Below are 17,431 nucleotides of genomic sequence, written 5' to 3'. Positions count from 1 at the left end.
AACAGCTTCGATCTGTCGCGCGGCAGCCGGTCTGGAGCCGCCCATGACCGTTTCTGTGTCGCTGCCCGAGGTGTGGTCGGCTCTTGAAGACGTGCGCGCCCGCCGGCCTCTCGTGCACAACATCACCAGCTACGTTGCGATGACCGTCTCGGCCAACGCGTTGCTTGCGCTCGGCGCTTTGCCGGCCATGGCGCACGCCACCGAGGAGGTAGAGGATTTCGTCGCCACCGCCGACGCCCTGGTTATCAATATCGGCACATTGTCATCGGATTTGAGCGCGGCCATGCGCAAGGCGGCCAAGCATGCCGGCGAGGTTGGCAAGCCGTGGGTGCTCGATCCCGTCGGCTGCGGCGCCAGCGCCTATCGCACCCATGCCGCGGTGGCGCTGGCGGCGCTCGCGCCCGATGTCATCCGTGGCAATGCATCGGAAATCCTCAGCCTGGCGGGCGAAGCCTCGGCCGGGAAGGGCGTCGAGTCGATCAGCCGGGCTGAGGAGGCAACCGGCGCGGCGATGGCCCTCGCCAAGCGAACCGGCGCTGTGGTTGCCGTCACCGGCGCCGTGGACTACGTCACCGGCGGCGGCGCGCCGATCCCGGTGCGGACAGGCCATGCGCTCATGCCGCTGTCCACCGCCATCGGCTGCGCCCTGAGCGCGGTGATTGCGGCCTTCACGGCGGTGCGGCCGCCGCGCGAAGCGGCGCTTGCGGCGCTCGCGGTGTTTGGCGCGGCCGGCTCCGCCGCCGCGGGGCGCTGCCGCGGCCCGGGTCACCTGCCGGCCGAGATCTGCGATGCCCTATATCTGATGTCGCCCGACACCCTCGGTCAGCACGCGCGCATCGGCGCGCCCGTCGCGGGTTGACCTTACCGCGCAAACAACGATGGTAGCTGTCGTCCCCGCGAAAGCGGGGACCCAGTACGCCGCAGCCGATCTAGGTCGCGGCATACCGGCTCCCGGCTCGCGTTCGCTGACGCTCGCTCGGCCGGGATGACCCACGAACATTGCCGCGGCGCCCCCAAGTCGACAGTCACAATGCAAACCAACTTCACCCTCGCGCAACTCGCCGATCCGCAGGTCGCCGTCTCGGAAAAGATCCTGCGCGCCTGCGTGCACTGCGGCTTCTGCACCGCCACTTGTCCGACCTATGTGCTGCTCGGCGACGAGCTCGATTCCCCGCGCGGCCGCATCTACCTGATCAAGGAGATGCTGGAGCAGGACCGTCCGGCCACCCGCGAGGTCGCCAAGCACATCGATCGTTGTCTTTCGTGCCTCTCCTGCATGACGACCTGTCCGTCCGGCGTGCACTACATGCACCTCGTCGACCACGCCCGCGATCACATCGAGAAGACCTACAAGCGCCCGTTGGCCGACCGTTTCATGCGCGGCCTGCTGGCCAAGGTGCTGCCGAACCCGTCGCTGTTCCGCTTGGCCGTGGTGGCGGGCTGGCTCGGCAAGCCCTTCGCGCCGGTGCTGCGTGCGGTCGGCCTCACGCGGCTGGCCGCCATGCTCAAGCTCTCGCCGGCGAAGCTCCCGGCGCCGCCGGCGGAAACCGGTAAGGTGTTCCCGGCGCAAGGCCCGCGCCGCGGCCGGGTGGCGCTACTGGCGGGCTGTATCAATCCTGTGCTGTCGCCGTCGATCAACGACGCCGCGATCCGTGTATTGAACCGCAACGGCATCGAGGTGGTCGTGGCGGCAGGCGAAGCCTGCTGTGGCTCGCTGTCGCATCACATGGGACGCGAGGACGAGGCGCTGGCCTTCGCCCGCAACGACGTCGACGCCTGGACGCGCGAGATCGACGGCGAGGGGCTGGATGCCATCCTGATCACCGTGTCCGGCTGCGGCACCACGGTGAAGGACTACGGCTTCATGCTGCGCACCGATTCGGCCTATGCCGAGAAGGCCAAGCGGGTGTCGGCGCTCACCAAGGATGTCAGCGAGTATCTATCCACCCTTAATTTGCCGGCCGCCGAAGCGCCCGCGCCCCTCACTATTGCTTATCATTCTGCATGTTCGTTGCAGCACGGACAGAAGGTCGTGCGCGAACCGAAAGATTTGCTTTGCAAGTTTGGTTTCATCGTCAAAGATGTACCCGAAGGCCATTTGTGTTGCGGCTCGGCGGGCACTTACAACCTTCTCCAGCCAACGCTGGCGGACCAATTGCGTGACCGCAAAGTCGCCAACATCGAACGGCTCCAGCCGGATGTGATCGCAGCCGGCAATATCGGCTGCATCACACAGATCGCCACCGGCACCGCTATCCCCGTCGTGCACACCGTCGAGTTGATCGACTGGGCGACCGGCGGGCCGATGCCGGAGCCGCTGCGGAAGCTTGAGGCACTCACCAGCGCCTGAGGCGGCCGGAGCAGGCGGGAGCCGGGCTGCGCCAGGCAAGCGCGGCCGCCTCCGTGGGGAAGTCTGCTTCAACCGATCGGGAGATCGATCACATGGCGAAGAAGCGTAAAAAGGTAAAAGCGAAGAAGACGAAAGCGAAAAAAGCGGCGCCAGCCAAGAAGAAGAAGACGTTGAAGGCGGCCGGCAAGAAGCCGGCCAAGAAAGCCGCATCGAAGAAGCCAGCCAAGAAGGCGGCAGCGCCGAAGAAGCCCGCGGCTGCAAAGCCTGCGGCGCCCAAGCCGATGGCGGCCAAGCCGATGGCGCCTAAGCCTGCCGCACCCAAGCCTGCCGTACCCAAGCCTGCTGCACCCAAGCCTGCGGCACCCGCGCCGGCGATGCCGTCTCCGATGCCGGCGCCGCCGCCGACCGACAGCCAGTAGTCGTTTCCAACGTTCAGGTTTCGAACGGCCGCCGCGCTCCCGGCGGCCGTTTCTTATTGTCCGCGGCCCAAAACCGAGGTTGCCGAGAGGCAGGCGCCGCCGGCTGCCGAAAAATATTCCTATCTCTGCTTGCCCTATATTCCAGGGTGGACTATAGTCCTTTTATCCCGCCCCACTGCGAGGGGTGTCTGATCAGCGTCTCCAGACGCGGGGCGGGGAGCGGTGGCCGGACTGGAAGCGTCGGAGATGCGGCGCAAGTTTCCCTCCGGCGGTCCAAACCGCAGCGTCCCGATGCGCTTGCCGTGCATCACGGGGCCTGGCCCAGGGTGGCCGTCGTCGCCAGAATTGGGAACGTGACGACGGCTGCGCGGGCCCATAGCGGTGGATAGGCGCCCAAGCCCGGAAGGGAGGGCGCCTGAAACGGGTAGTCCACCGGGGGCGCTGCGGAGCAAACCGATTAAACACCGCGCGCGGGACGCCACGGGACTGGCGGACTTGCGGCTTAACTCACCTCGACAAGCCTCGATGTCGCGAGGCATCGAGGTCCGTGGGTCCGTCGGACCCAGTGGTGTCCCGCGCGCCCTCTATTTTTTCCAGAGAGAGCCGCGGAGCGAAGACCTCGGAATGCAAGGCGCACCCGGCGCCTTTCAAAGAATACGGGCGGCGGAGCTATGTCTGCTGTCGTCCCGGGCGAACCGTAGGGTGCGCAAAGGCGCTCCAACAGCGCGGCTACGCGCGTCTTCAACGCGCTATGGCGCGCCGTGCGCACCCATTCGGTGTTTGGCGGAGGCTGGGCACGGCGCTGACGCGCCTTTGCCCACCCTACGAACTCATGCGGGCTACGGCGCCGTAGCTAAACGTGCTGGCCGCCGTTGATGTGGATCTCGGCGCCGTTCACGTAAGACGACGTCTCCGTGCACAGCACATAGATGATCTTCGCCACTTCGTCGGGCGTGCCGAGGCGCTGCAGCGGGATCTGCTCGACGATCTTCTCGGTGCCCGGCGACAGGATCGCGGTATCGATCTCGCCCGGCGCGATGGCGTTGACGCGAATACCCAAGCGCCCGAAGTCGGCCGCCATCTCGCGCGTCAGCGACGCCAGCGCCGCCTTCGACGTGGCGTAGGCCGCGCCGGCGAACGGATGCACGCGCGAGCCGGCGATCGAGGTGACGTTCACCACCGAACCTTTCGCCGCCTTGAGTTCGTCGACAAGGCCGCGCGCGAGCATGATCGGCGCGAAGAAGTTGACCTGGAAGACGTGATGCCAGGTGTCCATCGTCGTCTCGATGGCGTTCAGACGCTTGCCGCCTTCCGCCTTCGGCGAGATGGCGGCGTTGTTGACGAGCGCATGCAGTTCTTTGTTGTCGAGCCGGCGCTTGATCTCCGCGATGGCGTCGAGCGTGTTGGCTTCGTTGGTAAGGTCGACCTGGATGTGATCTTCCGGTCCGGCGTCCCACGGGCAATTCTCCGGAAACGGATGCCGCGAACAGGTGATGACGCGCCAGCCGGCGGCGGAAAAACGTTTCACGGTGGCGTGGCCGATGCCGCGGCTCGCGCCGGTCAGGAGCAGCGTGCGGCGCGGTTGGTTGGTGTGCGAGGTCGGCATAGGCGTCCTTGGAATAATTCTACGGTCGCGCGCAAGCCGCGTGACGACATTAGCTCACGGATAGAGCCGCGTCTTGCTCCACGGCTGACCGGCGGCATCGCGCTTAAATACGATGCGGTCGTGCAGACGGAAGGGGCGGTCCTGCCAGAATTCGATCGACACCGGCACGATGCGGAAACCGGACCAGAACGGCGGACGCGGCACCGTGCCGAGCGCATATTTCGCGGCGGCAATCGCGATCGCTTTTTCGAAAGCGAGGCGGCTCTCGAGCGGCGTGGACTGCTTGCTCGCCCAGGCGCCGATCTGCGCCTGCTTCGGCCGCGTGGCGAAATAGGTGTCGGCTTCCTCCTCGCTGACCGGCTCGACGGTGCCGCGCACGCGCACCTGCTTGTTGAGCGACTTCCAATGGAACACGAGCGCGGCTTTTCGCTGCCCGTCCAACTCCTGCCCCTTTTGGCTGCCCAGGTTGGTGAAGAAGACGAAGCCCCTTTCATCGGCGCCCTTCAGGAGCACCATGCGGGCGTTCGGCATGCCGTCGGCATCGACGGTGGCCAGCGTCATGGCGGTGGGATCGCGCGGTTCCGTCGCGGTCGCCTGTTCGAGCCAAGCGGCGAAGAGCTGAAAAGGCTCCTCGGCGGCGGTGAAATCACCAGTCGTTAACCAGCTTGGGTGTTGAATTGGGGCTGAATCGGACATGTTCGGAGTTTCGCGTGGCGGGGACCACGACCAGGTTGTTTCGTCAGCGCGGTTATAGGGGATGTATGCGGCTGCGACTATGGCGCTGCGCGCCGGCCATCGGTGCTCTGGTGCTGGCGCTCGGCGCCGGCGGCTGCAGCTTGTCCGGGCAGCTGGACTCCTATTTCAGCAGTGACAAGGACGTCACCGGTTCGATCACGCCGCCGCCCGGCGCGAAGGCGGACGCCGAGATGCCGCCGGAGGGCGATCTGGCCTATGCGCGCGCGGCCGCGAGCGAAGTACTCCGTCGCGGCGAGAAGGACTCGAGCCTTACCTGGGAAAATCCGCGCAGCGGCGCGCGCGGCACCGTGACGCCGATCGCCGCCGCTTACACGCAGGACGGCCAGACCTGCCGCAACTTCCTCGCGAGCTATGTCAACGGCAGCGCGCAATCCTGGCTGCAGGGCGAAGCCTGCAAACAGGGCCGCGGCGGCTGGGAAGTGCGCGCGCTCAAGCCGTGGAAGAGCTCGTAATCTCGTCCTGAGGTGCCGACGTCGCACCTTGGAATGACGGCCTTTTGCGCAGGTGCGTTGCAACTTCGCGCAAGAACCCCACATTATGGGAAGATTCGCCGGTCCTTCCGGCCGGCGGGGGAATTTCACGAAGGAGTTGGGACGGATGCGCGACCCCTACGAGATTTTGGGGGTGTCTAAGTCTGCGAGCGAGGCGGAGGTGAAAAGCGCCTACCGTAAGCTCGCCAAGAAGCTGCACCCCGACGCCAACAAGCACGATCCGAAGGCGGCCTCGCGCTTCGCCGAGCTGAATGCCGCCTACGAGATCGTTGGCGACGACGAGAAGCGGAAGGCCTTCGACCGCGGCGAGATAGATGCCGAAGGCAAGCCGCGCTTTCAGGGCTTCAACGCGGGCGCCGGCGCGGGCGGCCCCTGGGGCCACCAGCAGGGCGCGGGCGCGAGCCATTTCGAGAGTTTCAGTTTCGGCCCCGACGGCTTCCAGCGCCGTGCGGGCGGCGGCGGTGGTGGCGCCGGTGCCGGCGGCTTCGAGGATTTGCTGCGCGGCATGTTCGGCGGTGGCGGTGCGCGCGGCGGCCGCACGGCTTTCGAGACGGAAGATTTCGGTACCGAGACGACAGGCCAGGACCTGCATGCGACGCTGACCATCTCGCTGCCCGAGGCCGCCAAGGGCTCGAAGGCGCGGGTGTCGCTGCCGACCGGCAAGGAGATCGAGGTCAAGATTCCCGCCGGCATCACCGACGGCCAGCAGATCCGTCTGAAGGGGCAGGGCTGGCCGAGCGCGCATGGCCGCGCCGGCGACGCGCTCATCACCGTCAATGTCGCGCCGCATCCGCTGTTCAAGCCGGACGGCAGCGACCTCAGGCTCGAGCTGCCGATCACGCTTTACGAAGCGACGCTCGGCGGCAAGGTGCGCGTGCCGACGCTCGACGGCGCGGTGGAGCTGGCGATCCCCGCCGGCACCAATTCGGGCCGCACCTTCCGTCTCAAGGGCAAGGGCTTGAAGGCGAAGGGCGCGACCGGCGACCTCTTGGCGACGGTGCGCATCGCACTGCCCGATCAGCTCGATGACGACTTCAAGAAGCTGATGGAAACCTGGCGCGACAAGAAGCCGTACGATCCCCGCGGCGGGTTGGGGTGAGCAACACACGCCGCTCATTCCCGCGCAAGCGGGAATCCAGAAGCCCCCTTCGAGAGCGCTTGTTGTGTTGCGCTGGGCCCCCGCTTTCGCGGGGGCGAGCGGTGATGGAGCTACGACTTCCGCACGCCCGCCTTGTCGACCTGCTCCCACACCGCCTTGCTGATCGTCTCGAGCTTGTCGCGGTCCGCCGGACCGGACACGACATAAGCGACCTTGTCGTCGACCCAATAGAAAGCCGACACCTGCTGGCCTTGCTTGAAGCGCAGCGCCGTTTCCGGTGCGGTCGCCTTGGAGCAGTAGATGGTGAAGCGCTCGCCCGACGGTCCTTCGTACATATAGAAAGCGGCGGCGCCCTTCGGACCCGGCAACAGCCGTCCACCGACCAGCTTCAATCCGATCGCCTGCAGATCGGGAATGCGCTGCTCGTAGCCGAGCCGCTTCGTCAGCCATTGCGTCATGTGCGCGCGCTCGGAGCCCGGCACTTCAACCGGGTGACGCACCTCGACGACATAGAGCTTATGCGCCTCGACCGCATCGGCGGTCAGCGTCTCGAAACCGCTCGGCGCGGCCGCGGAAGCGCCGCGTGCGAACCAGCCGGCCGTGCCGCCGACCAGAAAGGCAACGGTCGCGGCGGCCGCGGCCATCGCCAGCCATTTGCGGCTCACGGCGCCGGTCATCCGCAACACGTTCTCGATCTGCAATCGCTCCGGCACCGGCTCGTCCGCAACCGCGCCGTAGCGTGTGCGGATCGCCTCGGCCTGCGCGCGCCAAGCCGCGACCATGGCCGCCTGCTCGGGATTTTCCGCGAGCCAGGAGGCGACGGCCTCGCGCCGGTCGGGGGGCAATTGGCCGTCGATGAAGGCGTGGAGTTCGTCCTCGCTCACCGGTGACATGCGTTCGATCATGATCCCCACATCCTTATTTCACGCGACGCAGCGCCGGGCGCTCGCCGTCGAGGTAGCCTTTGATCTGCATGCGCGCACGCGCCAGACGCGACATCACGGTGCCGATCGGAATACCTTGCACCTCGGCCACCTCGCGGTAGCTCAGGCCTTCGAGCACGACCAACAGCAGCGCCTGTCGCTGATCCTCGGCGAGCGTCGCCAACGCGCGCTCGATGTCGCGGCTGCCGGCTTCCGGCCCGGAGGCGTCCGGAGCGTCATTGTCCTCGATCGAGGACAATGACGGCCGCCGTGCCAGCGAGCGCAGGCGGTTGCGGTTCAGGTTGGTGAGGATGGTGTAGAGCCAGCTCCGCACTTCCTCGCCCTGGAATAGGTGCTCGGAGCGCAACGCGCGCACGAGCGTGTCCTGCACCAGGTCGTCGGCTGTGTCAGCGTCTCGCGTCAGCGCCCGTGCATAGCGCCTGAGCGCCGGGATCGCTGCCTCGACCTTCTGCGCGAACGTGGCCAAGCCGCTTCTCCGTCCCCTCATGAACCGCAGGCGGGCGAGGAGGGGTCTCCGGCGGCCGCTTCCGGACCCGTCATCCGGCTGTCATTCACTGCCAATAACCCCTGCTGTCCCCTCATATTCCCGGAATTGAATTGAATTAACAGCGGAATAGGGAGCGGGGCCCGGCTTGCTTGATGGGGCCTGGGCCCTATGCCATAGGGGGACAGGTCGGCGCCTGCCGGCCGAAAATGGGGACAATAATGGCGGAATCCTCGGGTCTTATGCGCGGCAAGCGCGGCCTCATCATGGGCGTGGCGAACAACCGCTCGATCGCCTGGGGCATCGCGCGCGCCTGCCGCGACCACGGCGCGGACCTCGCCTTCACCTACCAGGGGGAGGCGCTGAAGAAGCGCGTCGAGCCGCTGGCCGAGGAGGTCGACGGCCTGGTCGTCGGCCACTGCGACGTCACCGACCCGAAGAGCCTGGATGCCGTCTTCGCGGCGGTCGAGTCGGCCTGGGGCTCGCTCGACTTCGTCCTCCACGCCATCGCCTTCTCCGACAAGGACCAGCTCGACGGCCGCTACGTCGACACCACGGAAGACAATTTCGTGAAGACGATGGTGATCAGCTGCTACTCGTTCACCGCCATCGCCCAGCGCGCCGAGAAGCTGATGACCAATGGCGGCTCGCTGCTGACGCTGACCTATTACGGCGCCGAGAAGTGGATGCCGCATTACAACGTCATGGGCCTGGCCAAGGCGGCGCTCGAGAGCTCGGTGCGCTACATGGCGGCCGACCTCGGCCAGAAGAACATCCGCGTCAACGCTATCTCGGCCGGCCCGATCAAGACGCTGGCGGCGTCGGGCATCGGCGACTTCCGGTATATCCTGAAGTGGAACGAATATAACACGCCGCTGCGGCGGAACGTGACGCTGGAAGACGTCGGCAAGGCCGGCGTGTTCTTCCTGTCCGACCTGTCGAGCGGCGTCACCGGCGAGATCCAGCACGTCGACGCCGGCTATCACGTCGTCGGCATCAAGCATCCGGACGCGCCCGATCTCGCGGTCGGTAAGCTCGAGTAACTTTTTTGTCATCGCCCGCGGAAGCGGGCGATCCAGTATTCACTGGCTCCGCTTTCGCGGGAATGAGCGGGGACAGGCTGTACGTTGATGGCGATGCCGACCGTCTTCTATATCCGTCACGGCGAAACCGACTGGAACGTGGCCGGCCGCTTGCAGGGCCGGCGCGACATTGAGCTCAACGAACGCGGTCGCGAACAAGCCCGCCACTGCGGCGCCGTGCTGCGCGATCTCCTGGCGCGGGACGGCCGCGATCCGTCGACGCTCGACTTCGTCTCCAGTCCGATGGTCCGCGCGCGCGAGACCATGGAACTGGCGCGCGGCGCCCTGGGCCTCGCGCCGGATGCTTACGCCGTCGACGAAGCGCTGGCGGAGATTTCCTTCGGCGATTGGGAAGGCTTCACCATCGCGCAATTGCACTACAGCGATCCGGCGCGCATCTCGCAGCGCGAGCACGACAAGTTTCACTTCCTGCCGCCCGGTGGCGAAAGCTACGAGATGGTGATGGCGCGCATGGGCCGCTGGTACGAAGGGCTCACGCGCGACACGGTGGCCGTCGCCCATGGCGGCACCGCGCGCGGGCTGATGGCGCATCTCGGCATCGCCAGGCCGGCCGCCGCGCCGCTCATCGATATCGTCCAGGGCGTGGTTTATGTGTTCGAAGGCGACAAGCTCACGCGCTACGCCTAGCCGTCATTCCGGGACGCGCTGAAAGCGCGGACCCGGAATCCAGACGCAAACACGGTGCGTGTTTCTGGATTCCGGGTTCGCGTGCTGCGCACGCGCCCCGGAATGACCGAATGTCAATAGTGCGGCGGTGGCGGCTCCGGCGCGCCGTCGCGGGGCGCCTCGAGTTCCGCCAACTGCTCGGTCAACTGGCGCAATTGCCGTTTGAGGCCGTCGATCTCCTTCCACTGCGCCATGATGGTGGCGTTGAGGTCCTCGATCATGCGGCCGCGGTGCGCGGCGTCCATCTCCAGCGCCTCGATCCGGCGCATCAGCGTGGCGATGTCCGGCTGCAGGTCGGGCATAGGCGCTCCTTTGGGTGTCGTCCGCTCTGGGCATAGCGTCCGTCCGGCCGGCTTGCCAGCCCGCGCCGGCCTCTATTTGACCAGCCTCGGGTCCCGGGCTACCAAACCGCTGCAAAAGCGGAACCCCTATGTCCTTCAACACCTTCGGCCGCCTTTTCCGGTTCACCAGCTTCGGCGAAAGCCACGGGGCGGCGATCGGCTGCGTGGTCGACGGCTGCCCCCCGCGCATCCCCATCACGGCCGAGGAAATCCAGGTCGAGCTCGACAAGCGCCGGCCCGGCCAGTCGCGCTTCACCACGCAGCGGCAGGAGCCGGACGCGGTGAAGATCATGTCGGGGGTCTTCACCGATGAGGTCTCCGGCCAGCAGGTGACCACCGGCACGCCGATCATGCTGATGATCGAGAATGTCGACCAGCGGTCGAAGGACTACTCCGACATCAAGGACAAGTACCGGCCCGGCCACGCCGGTTACGCCTACGACGTCAAATACGGCATTTACGATTACCGCGGCGGCGGCCGTGCCTCGGCGCGCGAGACTGCCGTGCGCGTCGCGGCCGGAGCCATCGCCCGCAGGGTGGTACCGGGGCTCACCGTGCGCGCCGCGCTGGTGCAGATGGGTCCGCACAAGGTCGACCGCTCGCGCTGGGACTGGAACGAGGTCGGCAACAATCCGTTCTTCTGCCCCGATCCGGTGCAGGCGAAGTTCTTCGAGAGCTATCTCGACGGCATCCGTAAATCCGGGTCGTCGATCGGCGCTGTCATCGAGGTCGTCGCCGAAGGCGTGCCGGCGGGGCTCGGCGCGCCGGTCTATGGCAAACTCGACGCCGATCTCGCTGCGGCGTTGATGAGCATCAACGCGGTCAAAGGCGTCGAAATCGGCGACGGCATGGCCGCGGCCGAGTTGCGCGGCGAGGACAATGCCGACGAGATGCGCATGGGCAATGACGGCAGCCTGTTGTTTCTGTCCAATCATGCCGGCGGCATTCTCGGCGGCATCTCGACCGGCCAGCCGATCGTCGCGCGTTTCTCGGTGAAGCCGACGTCGTCGATCCTCACCCCGCGCAAGACGGTGGACCGTTACGGCAACAACACCGAAGTGGTGACCAAAGGCCGCCATGACCCCTGCGTCGGCATCCGCGCCGTGCCCATCGCCGAGGCGATGGTGGCATGCGTCATCGCCGATCACTATCTCCTGCACCGTGGCCAAGTGGGAGAGGGGCCGTCCTGGCCGTTCCCCATGCCGGGCGCCTGAAAAGAATCTTGAGGTAATCCGTCGTGCTCAATGCCCATCAGCGTGTCGAAGCGGCGATCAAAGCATTCGCCAGAGGCGAGCTCGTCGTCGTTACCGATGACGACGATCGCGAGAACGAGGGCGACCTCTTCATTGCAGCGTCGCTCTGCACGCCGGAGAAGATGGCCTTCATCATCCGGCATACGTCGGGCATCGTCTGCGCGCCGCTTGCGCTCGATCTAGCGCGCAAGCTGCATCTCGAGCCGATGGTGGCCGAGAACGACGCGCCGCTGGGCACCGCCTTCACCGTGACGGTCGACGTGCGTCATGGCCTGACCACCGGCATCTCGGCGGAGGAGCGCACCAATACCGTGCGCGCTCTGGCGAACGACAACAGCGGCGCCGCCGACTTCGTGCGTCCTGGCCACGTGTTTCCGCTGGTCGCTCGCGAGGGCGGCGTGCTGATGCGCTCGGGTCATACGGAAGCCTGTGTCGATCTCTGCAAGCTCGCCGGCGTTTCGCCGGTCGGCGTGCTGTCGGAACTGATGAATGACGACGGCAGCGTCATGCGCGGGCCGGAGGTCGCGGCCTTCGCCGAGAAGCACAAGCTCGTCTATCTCTCGATCGCCGATCTCATCGCCTACCGTCAGAGCCGCGACAAGCTGGTCGAGCGTGTCGGCGAGTTTCAGGTGGATTCGGAGATCGGCACGCTCAAGGGTTATGCCTACGTGACGCCCTTCGATCGCGTGCACCACATCGCTTTCGTTTATGGCGACATCGGTGACGGCGCCAGCGTACCGGCGCGTCTGCATCGTGCCGATGTGATCGGCGACGTGTTCGGCGGCGCCAAGACGATCCGCGCGGTGCTCGCGCGCTTCAAAGCGGAAGGCCGCGGCGTCATCGTCTATCTGCGCGACGGGACGGCGGGCGTGCCGGTGTCCGAGATCCCGCAAGGGGACTCCGAGACCGAGGCGGCGCGCGCCCGGCAGTGGCGCGAGGTCGGCCTCGGCGCGCAGATCCTGCGCGACCTCGGCATCTCGTCGATCCGCCTGCTGACCTCGACCAAGCGCACTTATGTCGGCATTGCCGGCTTCGGCATCGAGATTGTCGATACCGAGCCGGTCGAAGGCTGACGTTCAGCCGATGCCCATCATGCGCAAGGCCGCGCGTCCGTTCGGGCCGTAGGGGTTGCCGAGGGTTTCGCACATCTCGAAGTGATTGTAGCTCGGCGCTTCGACGAGCTCGACCGGCTTGCCGGCGGCTTTGACGGCCGCGACGAAGTCCCGGCTCTGCCGTTGAAACTCCGGCGTCTCGAACGTGCCGTAAGTGACAACGACCGGCACGCGCAGTTTGTCGAGATGCCGCTGCGTGCTCATGCTGGCCTCCATGTCGTCGTCGAATTTGACGTAGGAACTGCGCTTCGACAACCGCACCGGCTTGAGGTCGTACATGCCGCTCATGCACATGCCGGCTTTGATGAAGGTCGGCGGCAGGCCGAACTCCTTTTCCCAGTCGGTGACCAGCGCGACGCCGCAGAGATGGCCGCCGGATGAATGGCCGCCGATGTAGAAGCGGTTGGGATCGCCGCCATAGCTGGCGATGTTCTTGTAGGCCCAGGCTATGCCGCTGCGCACCTGTTTGGCCATCACGCGCAAATCGCCTTGCGCGGCACCGATGCCGGTGAAGTCGAGCGCGATGTAGGTAGCGCCCGCATTGACGAATAGCTCGGCCGGATAGCCGTACTCCTTGGCTTCGCCGCGCAGCCACGCGCCGCCGTGAATGAAGACGAACACCGGCGCATTGGGGTTTTTGGCCGGATAGACGTCCATGCCTTCGACCGGCGTCGAGCCGTACGAGAACCGCTTTGGCGGGCCGAGGCGCTTGCGTACCTCTTCGCTGCTCGTCGCATAGCGCTTCAAGATCTGACCGAGCGTCGGCGCGTAGGTGGCTTGATCGTAGGCGGCGTCCAGTTCGATCTGGTCCAGGTTCATCCAGACCAGCGGACCCTTGTCGTGCGCCGGCGGGCCGATGTCACAGCCCGCCGCGTGAGCGGCCGACGCTCCGATGGCGGTCGCGCCGACGGCCCCGGCCGCGCGCAACAGTGTCCTGCGATCCACGCTCATGTTTGCCTTCCCCAACGGTGTCCAAGAAAAGTTCGACCGCAAGCCTAACCGATGGCGACCAGGCGGGTCAGTGCCGTCGGAATAACAATCCACTGACCATTCATTGGTCTTTCCTTTGCCCGTGTGCCGTGCCAGCATTTGCTCATGAGGCGACCTGGTTATGCGGCCATCGCCGGACTGGTCATCGCAGCGGCTTTCGCGGCCGCCAGCGCCGCCACCCCGCATCTCCCCCGCCTCGCCGACAAGAACCCCAGCGCCGTGCCGGTCGACGTCGAACTCGTGCTCGCGGTCGATGTCTCCTATTCGATGGATCCGGACGAGCAGGCGCTGCAGCGCGACGGCTACATCCAGGCACTGACATCGACCGAATTCCTGCGTGCGTTGCGCGAGGGCGCCAATGGCAAGATCGCCATCACCTATTTCGAATGGGCTGGCGCCAACGATCAAAAGATCATCATGCCGTGGCGTCTCATCGACGGCCCGGAGGCGGCGGACGCAGTGGCCGCGGAGATTGCACGTGCGCCGTACCGCCGCGCCTCGCGCACCTCGATTTCCGGCGCGTTGATGTTCGCCAAGCCTTTGTTCGACAACAGCGGCTATCGCGGCCTGCGGCGCGTGATCGACGTGTCGGGGGATGGCGCCAACAATTCAGGCTTGCCGGTGGCGCATGTGCGCGATGACGTGCTTGCGGCCGGCATCACCATCAACGGCCTGCCGATCATGCTCAAGCGGCCGACCGGGACGATGATGGATATCGAACAGCTCGATATCTATTACGAGGATTGCGTGATCGGTGGCGCGGGGGCTTTCGTGGTTCCGATCCGCGACCGGTCGAAGTTCATCGAAGCGACGCGCACCAAATTGGTGCTCGAGGTCGCCGGCCGTCAGCCGGAAGCGCGGGTTATTCCGGCGTCGTCGCAGTCACCGCGCATTTCCTGCACCATCGGTGAAAAGATGTGGCAGGAGCGCTGGGGCGGATACGATTTTAGGTGAAGTGCCGTCGCCCTCATGTGCTCGGCGCTTTAGCGCCGCGCCTCGATGGGCTTCTGACTCGCCGCCGCCATCCTTCGAGGCTCGCTGCGCTCGCACCCCAGGATGACGGCTCACTACCGCGCGTTACTTCTCGAACTTCCCGACCATCTCGACATGATGCGACCAGCGGAACTGGTCGACCGCGGTGACGCGCGCGAGCTTGTAGCCGCCGGCAATGAGGATATTCGCATCGCGCGCGAAGGTCGTCGCATCGCAGGAGACGCCGACGATCGTCTTCACATTGCTCTTGGCGAGTTCGCGCGCCTGCGCCTCGGCACCCTGGCGCGGCGGGTCGAACACGACCGCATCGAAGCCCTTCATCTCCATCGGGAGATAGGGCCGGCGGAAGAGATCGCGCGCCACGGCTTCGACCGGCTTGAGGCCGCTGGTCATCTGCGCGCCGCGCTCCAGCGCTTTCACCGCGCCGGCTTCGCTGTCGGCCGCGGTCACGCGCGCCTTCTCGGCGAGCCGCAAGGCGAAGGTGCCGATACCGGCGAACAGATCGGCGACGCGCTTGGCTTTGCCGACGTGCTCCATGACGAGCTTGGCCAATGTGTCTTCGCCGAGCGCGGTCGCTTGCAGGAAGCTGCCGGGCGGTAGCGGTACCTGCGCGCGGCCGACGGTGAGCATCGGCTGGCCGCGCTGGGCGACGAGTTCGCCATGGCGCGTCAGCCGCGCCAGTTTGTGCGCTTCGACCAGTTTCGCGAGCGCGGTCGTCATCGCGGCGTTCAGCGATCCCGAGCCGCGCACATCGACATCCATGCCGCTGTCCGTCGCCGTCACTTGGATGTCGAGTGGCTTCTGCGCCGGCTTGAGAATCTCGGCGATCGCCCAGGCGGCCTTGATCGCGCCATTCAAGCCGGGCGCCAGGATCGGGCAGGAGTCGATGGCGACGATGTGGTGCGCGCGCGGCGCGGTGAAGCCGACCTCGAGCACATCGTGCGTGCCGCGCCGCGCATGCAGCACGGCGCGCCGGCGGCCTTGGCCATGCGCATCGATGATCACCTCGTCGACCGGGGCGATGAGGCCGGCATTGGCCAAAGCCTCAACGACCAGCGAGCGCTTCCAGAGGTGGTACTCGGCCAGCGACCAATGCTGCAGGGCGCAGCCGCCGCATTGACCGAAGTGCTTGCAGACGGCGGGGACGCGCTCGTGGCTCGGTCTGTCGATATGCACGAGATGCCGCCGGTCCGGATGGCCGGCGACCTTGTCGACCGTCACCACTTCGCCCGGCAGCGTATACGGCACGTAGATCGCGCCACCCGGCGTATCGGCCACGCCGTCGCCGCGATGGCCGATGTCGGTGATGGTGAGTTGTTCGGTCATGCCCCCGCTTAGCGGCAAGCGCGGGGGCGAGCAATGGTCAATGCGCCACCGTGTGGCCGGGCGTCGCCGGCAGATAGCCGCGCCGGGTGAGGGCATCGAACCGCCACAGCAGCAGCCCGGCATAGATGCCGAGGCCGACCGTGAAGCCGATCCAGATGCCGACCGCCCCCAGTCCTGCAGGGAAGGCGAGGCCGTAGGAGGTCGAGAAGCCGATCACCCAGAAGCTGACCGCGGCGAACAGCAGCGGCACGCGCGTGTCGTTGAGCCCGCGCAATGCGCCGTTGGCCACGGTTTGCACGCCGTCGACGATGAAGAAGGTCGAGCCGAGCAGCAGCAGGGTTGCCGCCAGCACGAGCGTTGCGTCGGTGTCGGCGGTCGCGGTGCCGAGGAAGGCAAGCGGGATGACGTGGCGGAGCGCGATGACGATGAGCACCATCGCGGCCATGAACACCGCGCCGAGACCGATCGCGGCAAAGCCGGCGCGCCGCGTGGCGGCCGCATCATGCCGTCCGACCGCATGGCCGACGCGGACGGTGGCCGCCATCGATATGCCGAACGGCACCATGAACAGGATCGCCGCCGTTTGCAGCGCGATCTGGTGCGCGGCGAGCGCCGTCGTGCTGATCCACCCCATCATGATCGCCGCCGTGGCGAACAGACCGTATTCGAGCAGGAACGAGCCGGAGATCGGCGCGCCGACCGCGATGAGGCGGCCGAGCAGCGGCCAATCGATGCGCCATAAACGTCCAAGCACCCGGTATTTGCGAAACGGTCGCTGCCGATAGGTAATCCAGACGCAGGCGACGCACATGCCGAGATTGACGATGGTGGTCGCGATGCCGGCGCCGAGCAGCTCGAGGCGCGGCAAGCCGAACCTGCCGTAGATCAGCGCGTAAGCGAGCAAGGCGTTGATCGGAATGGCGACGAGCGTGACCCAGAGTGCGGGCTCCGGACGATTGACAGCGCCCATGAAGCCGCGCAGCGCGATGAACCACCAGCCGGGCACCAGCGACCAGCCGAGACCGATGAGATAGAGGCCGGCGAGCCGCGCGGACTCCGGCTCCTGGCCGGTCGCGATGAGGATGTCTTCGCCCAGATGCTGCAGCGCCGTCGCCGGAATGCCGAGCAGCACGGCCGCCCAGAGGCCGACGCGCAAGGAGCGCCGCACCATCCGCGGCTCACGCGCGCCGAAGGCCTGCGCCGCGAGCGGCGCGACCGCCGACACAAGGCCCATGCCGACGACGAAGGCGGCGAACAGCACGGTCTGGCCGAGCGCCGCGGCCGCGATCGCCTTGTCGCCGAGATGCCCGATGAGCATGAGGTCGCTGGTCATCATCGCGACCTGACCGAGTTGCGTCAGCGCGATGGGCAAGGCGAGCTTCACCGTGGCGTTCATTTCGACGCGCCAATGGTTCGTTTCCGCCAGCGTTCCCGCGCTGGCGGCGATGTCTGCGTTGCGATGAGTCATAGCCGGCACCATAAAGATGGTTGTGGCGGG

At 66.5% G+C, this 17,431-nt stretch carries 18 protein-coding genes; 10 read left to right on the top strand and 8 right to left on the bottom strand.

Translation table 11 applies throughout. From position 1 onward, the window contains the following. Positions 1–43 precede the first annotated feature (43 nt). The 3 genes from thiM to DW352_RS10965 all read left to right on the top strand — a co-directional run bounded on the left by thiM (position 44) and on the right by DW352_RS10965 (position 2,769). Entirely contained in the window at positions 44–859 is an 816-nt protein-coding gene (gene thiM / locus DW352_RS10975) for a hydroxyethylthiazole kinase (protein ID WP_115691169.1), read from the top strand. Positions 860–1,030: 171 nt separating this feature from the next. Further along, positions 1,031–2,350 (top strand): glycolate oxidase subunit GlcF, encoded by a 1,320-nt coding sequence (gene glcF, locus DW352_RS10970; protein ID WP_115691167.1) that lies wholly within the window; start codon positions 1,031–1,033, stop codon positions 2,348–2,350. Positions 2,351–2,442: 92 nt separating this feature from the next. Further along, entirely contained in the window at positions 2,443–2,769 is a 327-nt protein-coding gene (locus DW352_RS10965) for a histone H1 (protein ID WP_115691165.1), read from the top strand. An 853-nt stretch (positions 2,770–3,622) separates the two neighbouring features. Here DW352_RS10965 and DW352_RS10960 read toward each other — a convergent pair. Then, positions 3,623–4,375 (bottom strand): SDR family NAD(P)-dependent oxidoreductase, encoded by a 753-nt coding sequence (locus tag DW352_RS10960; protein ID WP_115691163.1) that lies wholly within the window; start codon positions 4,373–4,375, stop codon positions 3,623–3,625. Between the two features lie 54 nt (positions 4,376–4,429). Continuing rightward, positions 4,430–5,071, bottom strand: a complete 642-nt coding sequence (pdxH, locus tag DW352_RS10955) for a pyridoxamine 5'-phosphate oxidase (protein ID WP_115691161.1) — start codon at positions 5,069–5,071, stop codon at positions 4,430–4,432. A gap of 65 nt (positions 5,072–5,136) precedes the next feature. On the opposite strand from pdxH, the gene DW352_RS10950 reads away from it, so the two are divergent. Beyond that, a complete protein-coding gene (locus DW352_RS10950; RefSeq protein ID WP_245434404.1) occupies positions 5,137–5,583 on the top strand; it encodes an RT0821/Lpp0805 family surface protein in 447 nt (148 codons plus the stop codon). Between the two features lie 145 nt (positions 5,584–5,728). Beyond that, positions 5,729–6,721: a DnaJ C-terminal domain-containing protein gene (locus DW352_RS10945; protein ID WP_115691159.1), complete on the top strand. Its 993-nt coding sequence runs from the start codon at positions 5,729–5,731 to the stop codon at positions 6,719–6,721. Positions 6,722–6,831: 110 nt separating this feature from the next. Here DW352_RS10945 and DW352_RS10940 read toward each other — a convergent pair whose 3' ends face one another. Together DW352_RS10940 and DW352_RS10935 are read right to left on the bottom strand one after the other, a co-directional pair. Then, complete coding sequence (locus DW352_RS10940; protein WP_115691157.1) at positions 6,832–7,626, bottom strand: anti-sigma factor family protein; 795 nt, start codon at positions 7,624–7,626, stop codon at positions 6,832–6,834. 13 nt (positions 7,627–7,639) lie between these two features. Continuing rightward, positions 7,640–8,152 carry a sigma-70 family RNA polymerase sigma factor gene (locus DW352_RS10935; protein ID WP_425374645.1) on the bottom strand — a complete coding sequence of 171 codons (513 nt, stop codon included), beginning with the start codon at positions 8,150–8,152 and terminating at the stop codon, positions 7,640–7,642. Between the two features lie 218 nt (positions 8,153–8,370). Here DW352_RS10935 and fabI point away from each other — a divergent pair, with 218 nt between their 5' ends. Together fabI and DW352_RS10925 are read left to right on the top strand one after the other, a co-directional pair. Continuing rightward, positions 8,371–9,192, top strand: coding sequence for an enoyl-ACP reductase FabI (fabI, locus tag DW352_RS10930; protein ID WP_115691153.1), 822 nt, complete (start codon positions 8,371–8,373; stop codon positions 9,190–9,192). A gap of 87 nt (positions 9,193–9,279) precedes the next feature. After that, positions 9,280–9,879: a histidine phosphatase family protein gene (locus tag DW352_RS10925; RefSeq protein WP_115691151.1), complete on the top strand. Its 600-nt coding sequence runs from the start codon at positions 9,280–9,282 to the stop codon at positions 9,877–9,879. Positions 9,880–9,992: 113 nt separating this feature from the next. Here the strand turns inward: DW352_RS10925 and DW352_RS10920 are convergent, their stop codons facing one another. Continuing rightward, complete coding sequence (locus DW352_RS10920) at positions 9,993–10,220, bottom strand: SlyX family protein (RefSeq protein ID WP_115691150.1); 228 nt, start codon at positions 10,218–10,220, stop codon at positions 9,993–9,995. Positions 10,221–10,348: 128 nt separating this feature from the next. Here DW352_RS10920 and aroC point away from each other — a divergent pair, with 128 nt between their 5' ends. Together aroC and ribB are read left to right on the top strand one after the other, a co-directional pair. Beyond that, a complete protein-coding gene (aroC, locus tag DW352_RS10915) occupies positions 10,349–11,473 on the top strand; it encodes a chorismate synthase (protein WP_115691148.1) in 1,125 nt (374 codons plus the stop codon). 23 nt (positions 11,474–11,496) lie between these two features. Further along, positions 11,497–12,585, top strand: a complete 1,089-nt coding sequence (ribB, locus tag DW352_RS10910; RefSeq protein ID WP_115691146.1) for a 3,4-dihydroxy-2-butanone-4-phosphate synthase — start codon at positions 11,497–11,499, stop codon at positions 12,583–12,585. Between the two features lie 3 nt (positions 12,586–12,588). Here ribB and DW352_RS10905 read toward each other — a convergent pair whose 3' ends face one another. Next, positions 12,589–13,575, bottom strand: coding sequence for an alpha/beta hydrolase (locus DW352_RS10905; protein WP_162826909.1), 987 nt, complete (start codon positions 13,573–13,575; stop codon positions 12,589–12,591). Between the two features lie 144 nt (positions 13,576–13,719). Between DW352_RS10905 and DW352_RS10900 the strand changes: the two genes are divergently transcribed. Beyond that, positions 13,720–14,568 carry a DUF1194 domain-containing protein gene (locus tag DW352_RS10900; protein WP_115694359.1) on the top strand — a complete coding sequence of 283 codons (849 nt, stop codon included), beginning with the start codon at positions 13,720–13,722 and terminating at the stop codon, positions 14,566–14,568. A gap of 123 nt (positions 14,569–14,691) precedes the next feature. Here the strand turns inward: DW352_RS10900 and DW352_RS10895 are convergent, their stop codons facing one another. Both DW352_RS10895 and DW352_RS10890 read right to left on the bottom strand, forming a co-directional pair. After that, positions 14,692–15,933, bottom strand: coding sequence for a class I SAM-dependent RNA methyltransferase (locus DW352_RS10895; protein ID WP_115691142.1), 1,242 nt, complete (start codon positions 15,931–15,933; stop codon positions 14,692–14,694). A gap of 37 nt (positions 15,934–15,970) precedes the next feature. After that, positions 15,971–17,401 carry an MATE family efflux transporter gene (locus DW352_RS10890; protein ID WP_245434403.1) on the bottom strand — a complete coding sequence of 477 codons (1,431 nt, stop codon included), beginning with the start codon at positions 17,399–17,401 and terminating at the stop codon, positions 15,971–15,973. Positions 17,402–17,431: the final 30 nt, after the last annotated feature.

It is taken from the genome of Pseudolabrys taiwanensis, from assembly GCF_003367395.1.
In the GTDB taxonomy this organism is placed as follows: Bacteria; Pseudomonadota; Alphaproteobacteria; order Rhizobiales; family Xanthobacteraceae; genus Pseudolabrys; species Pseudolabrys taiwanensis.
Note: the sequence above shows the minus strand (reverse complement) of the source record. Positions and strands in the feature narration are given on the sequence as shown.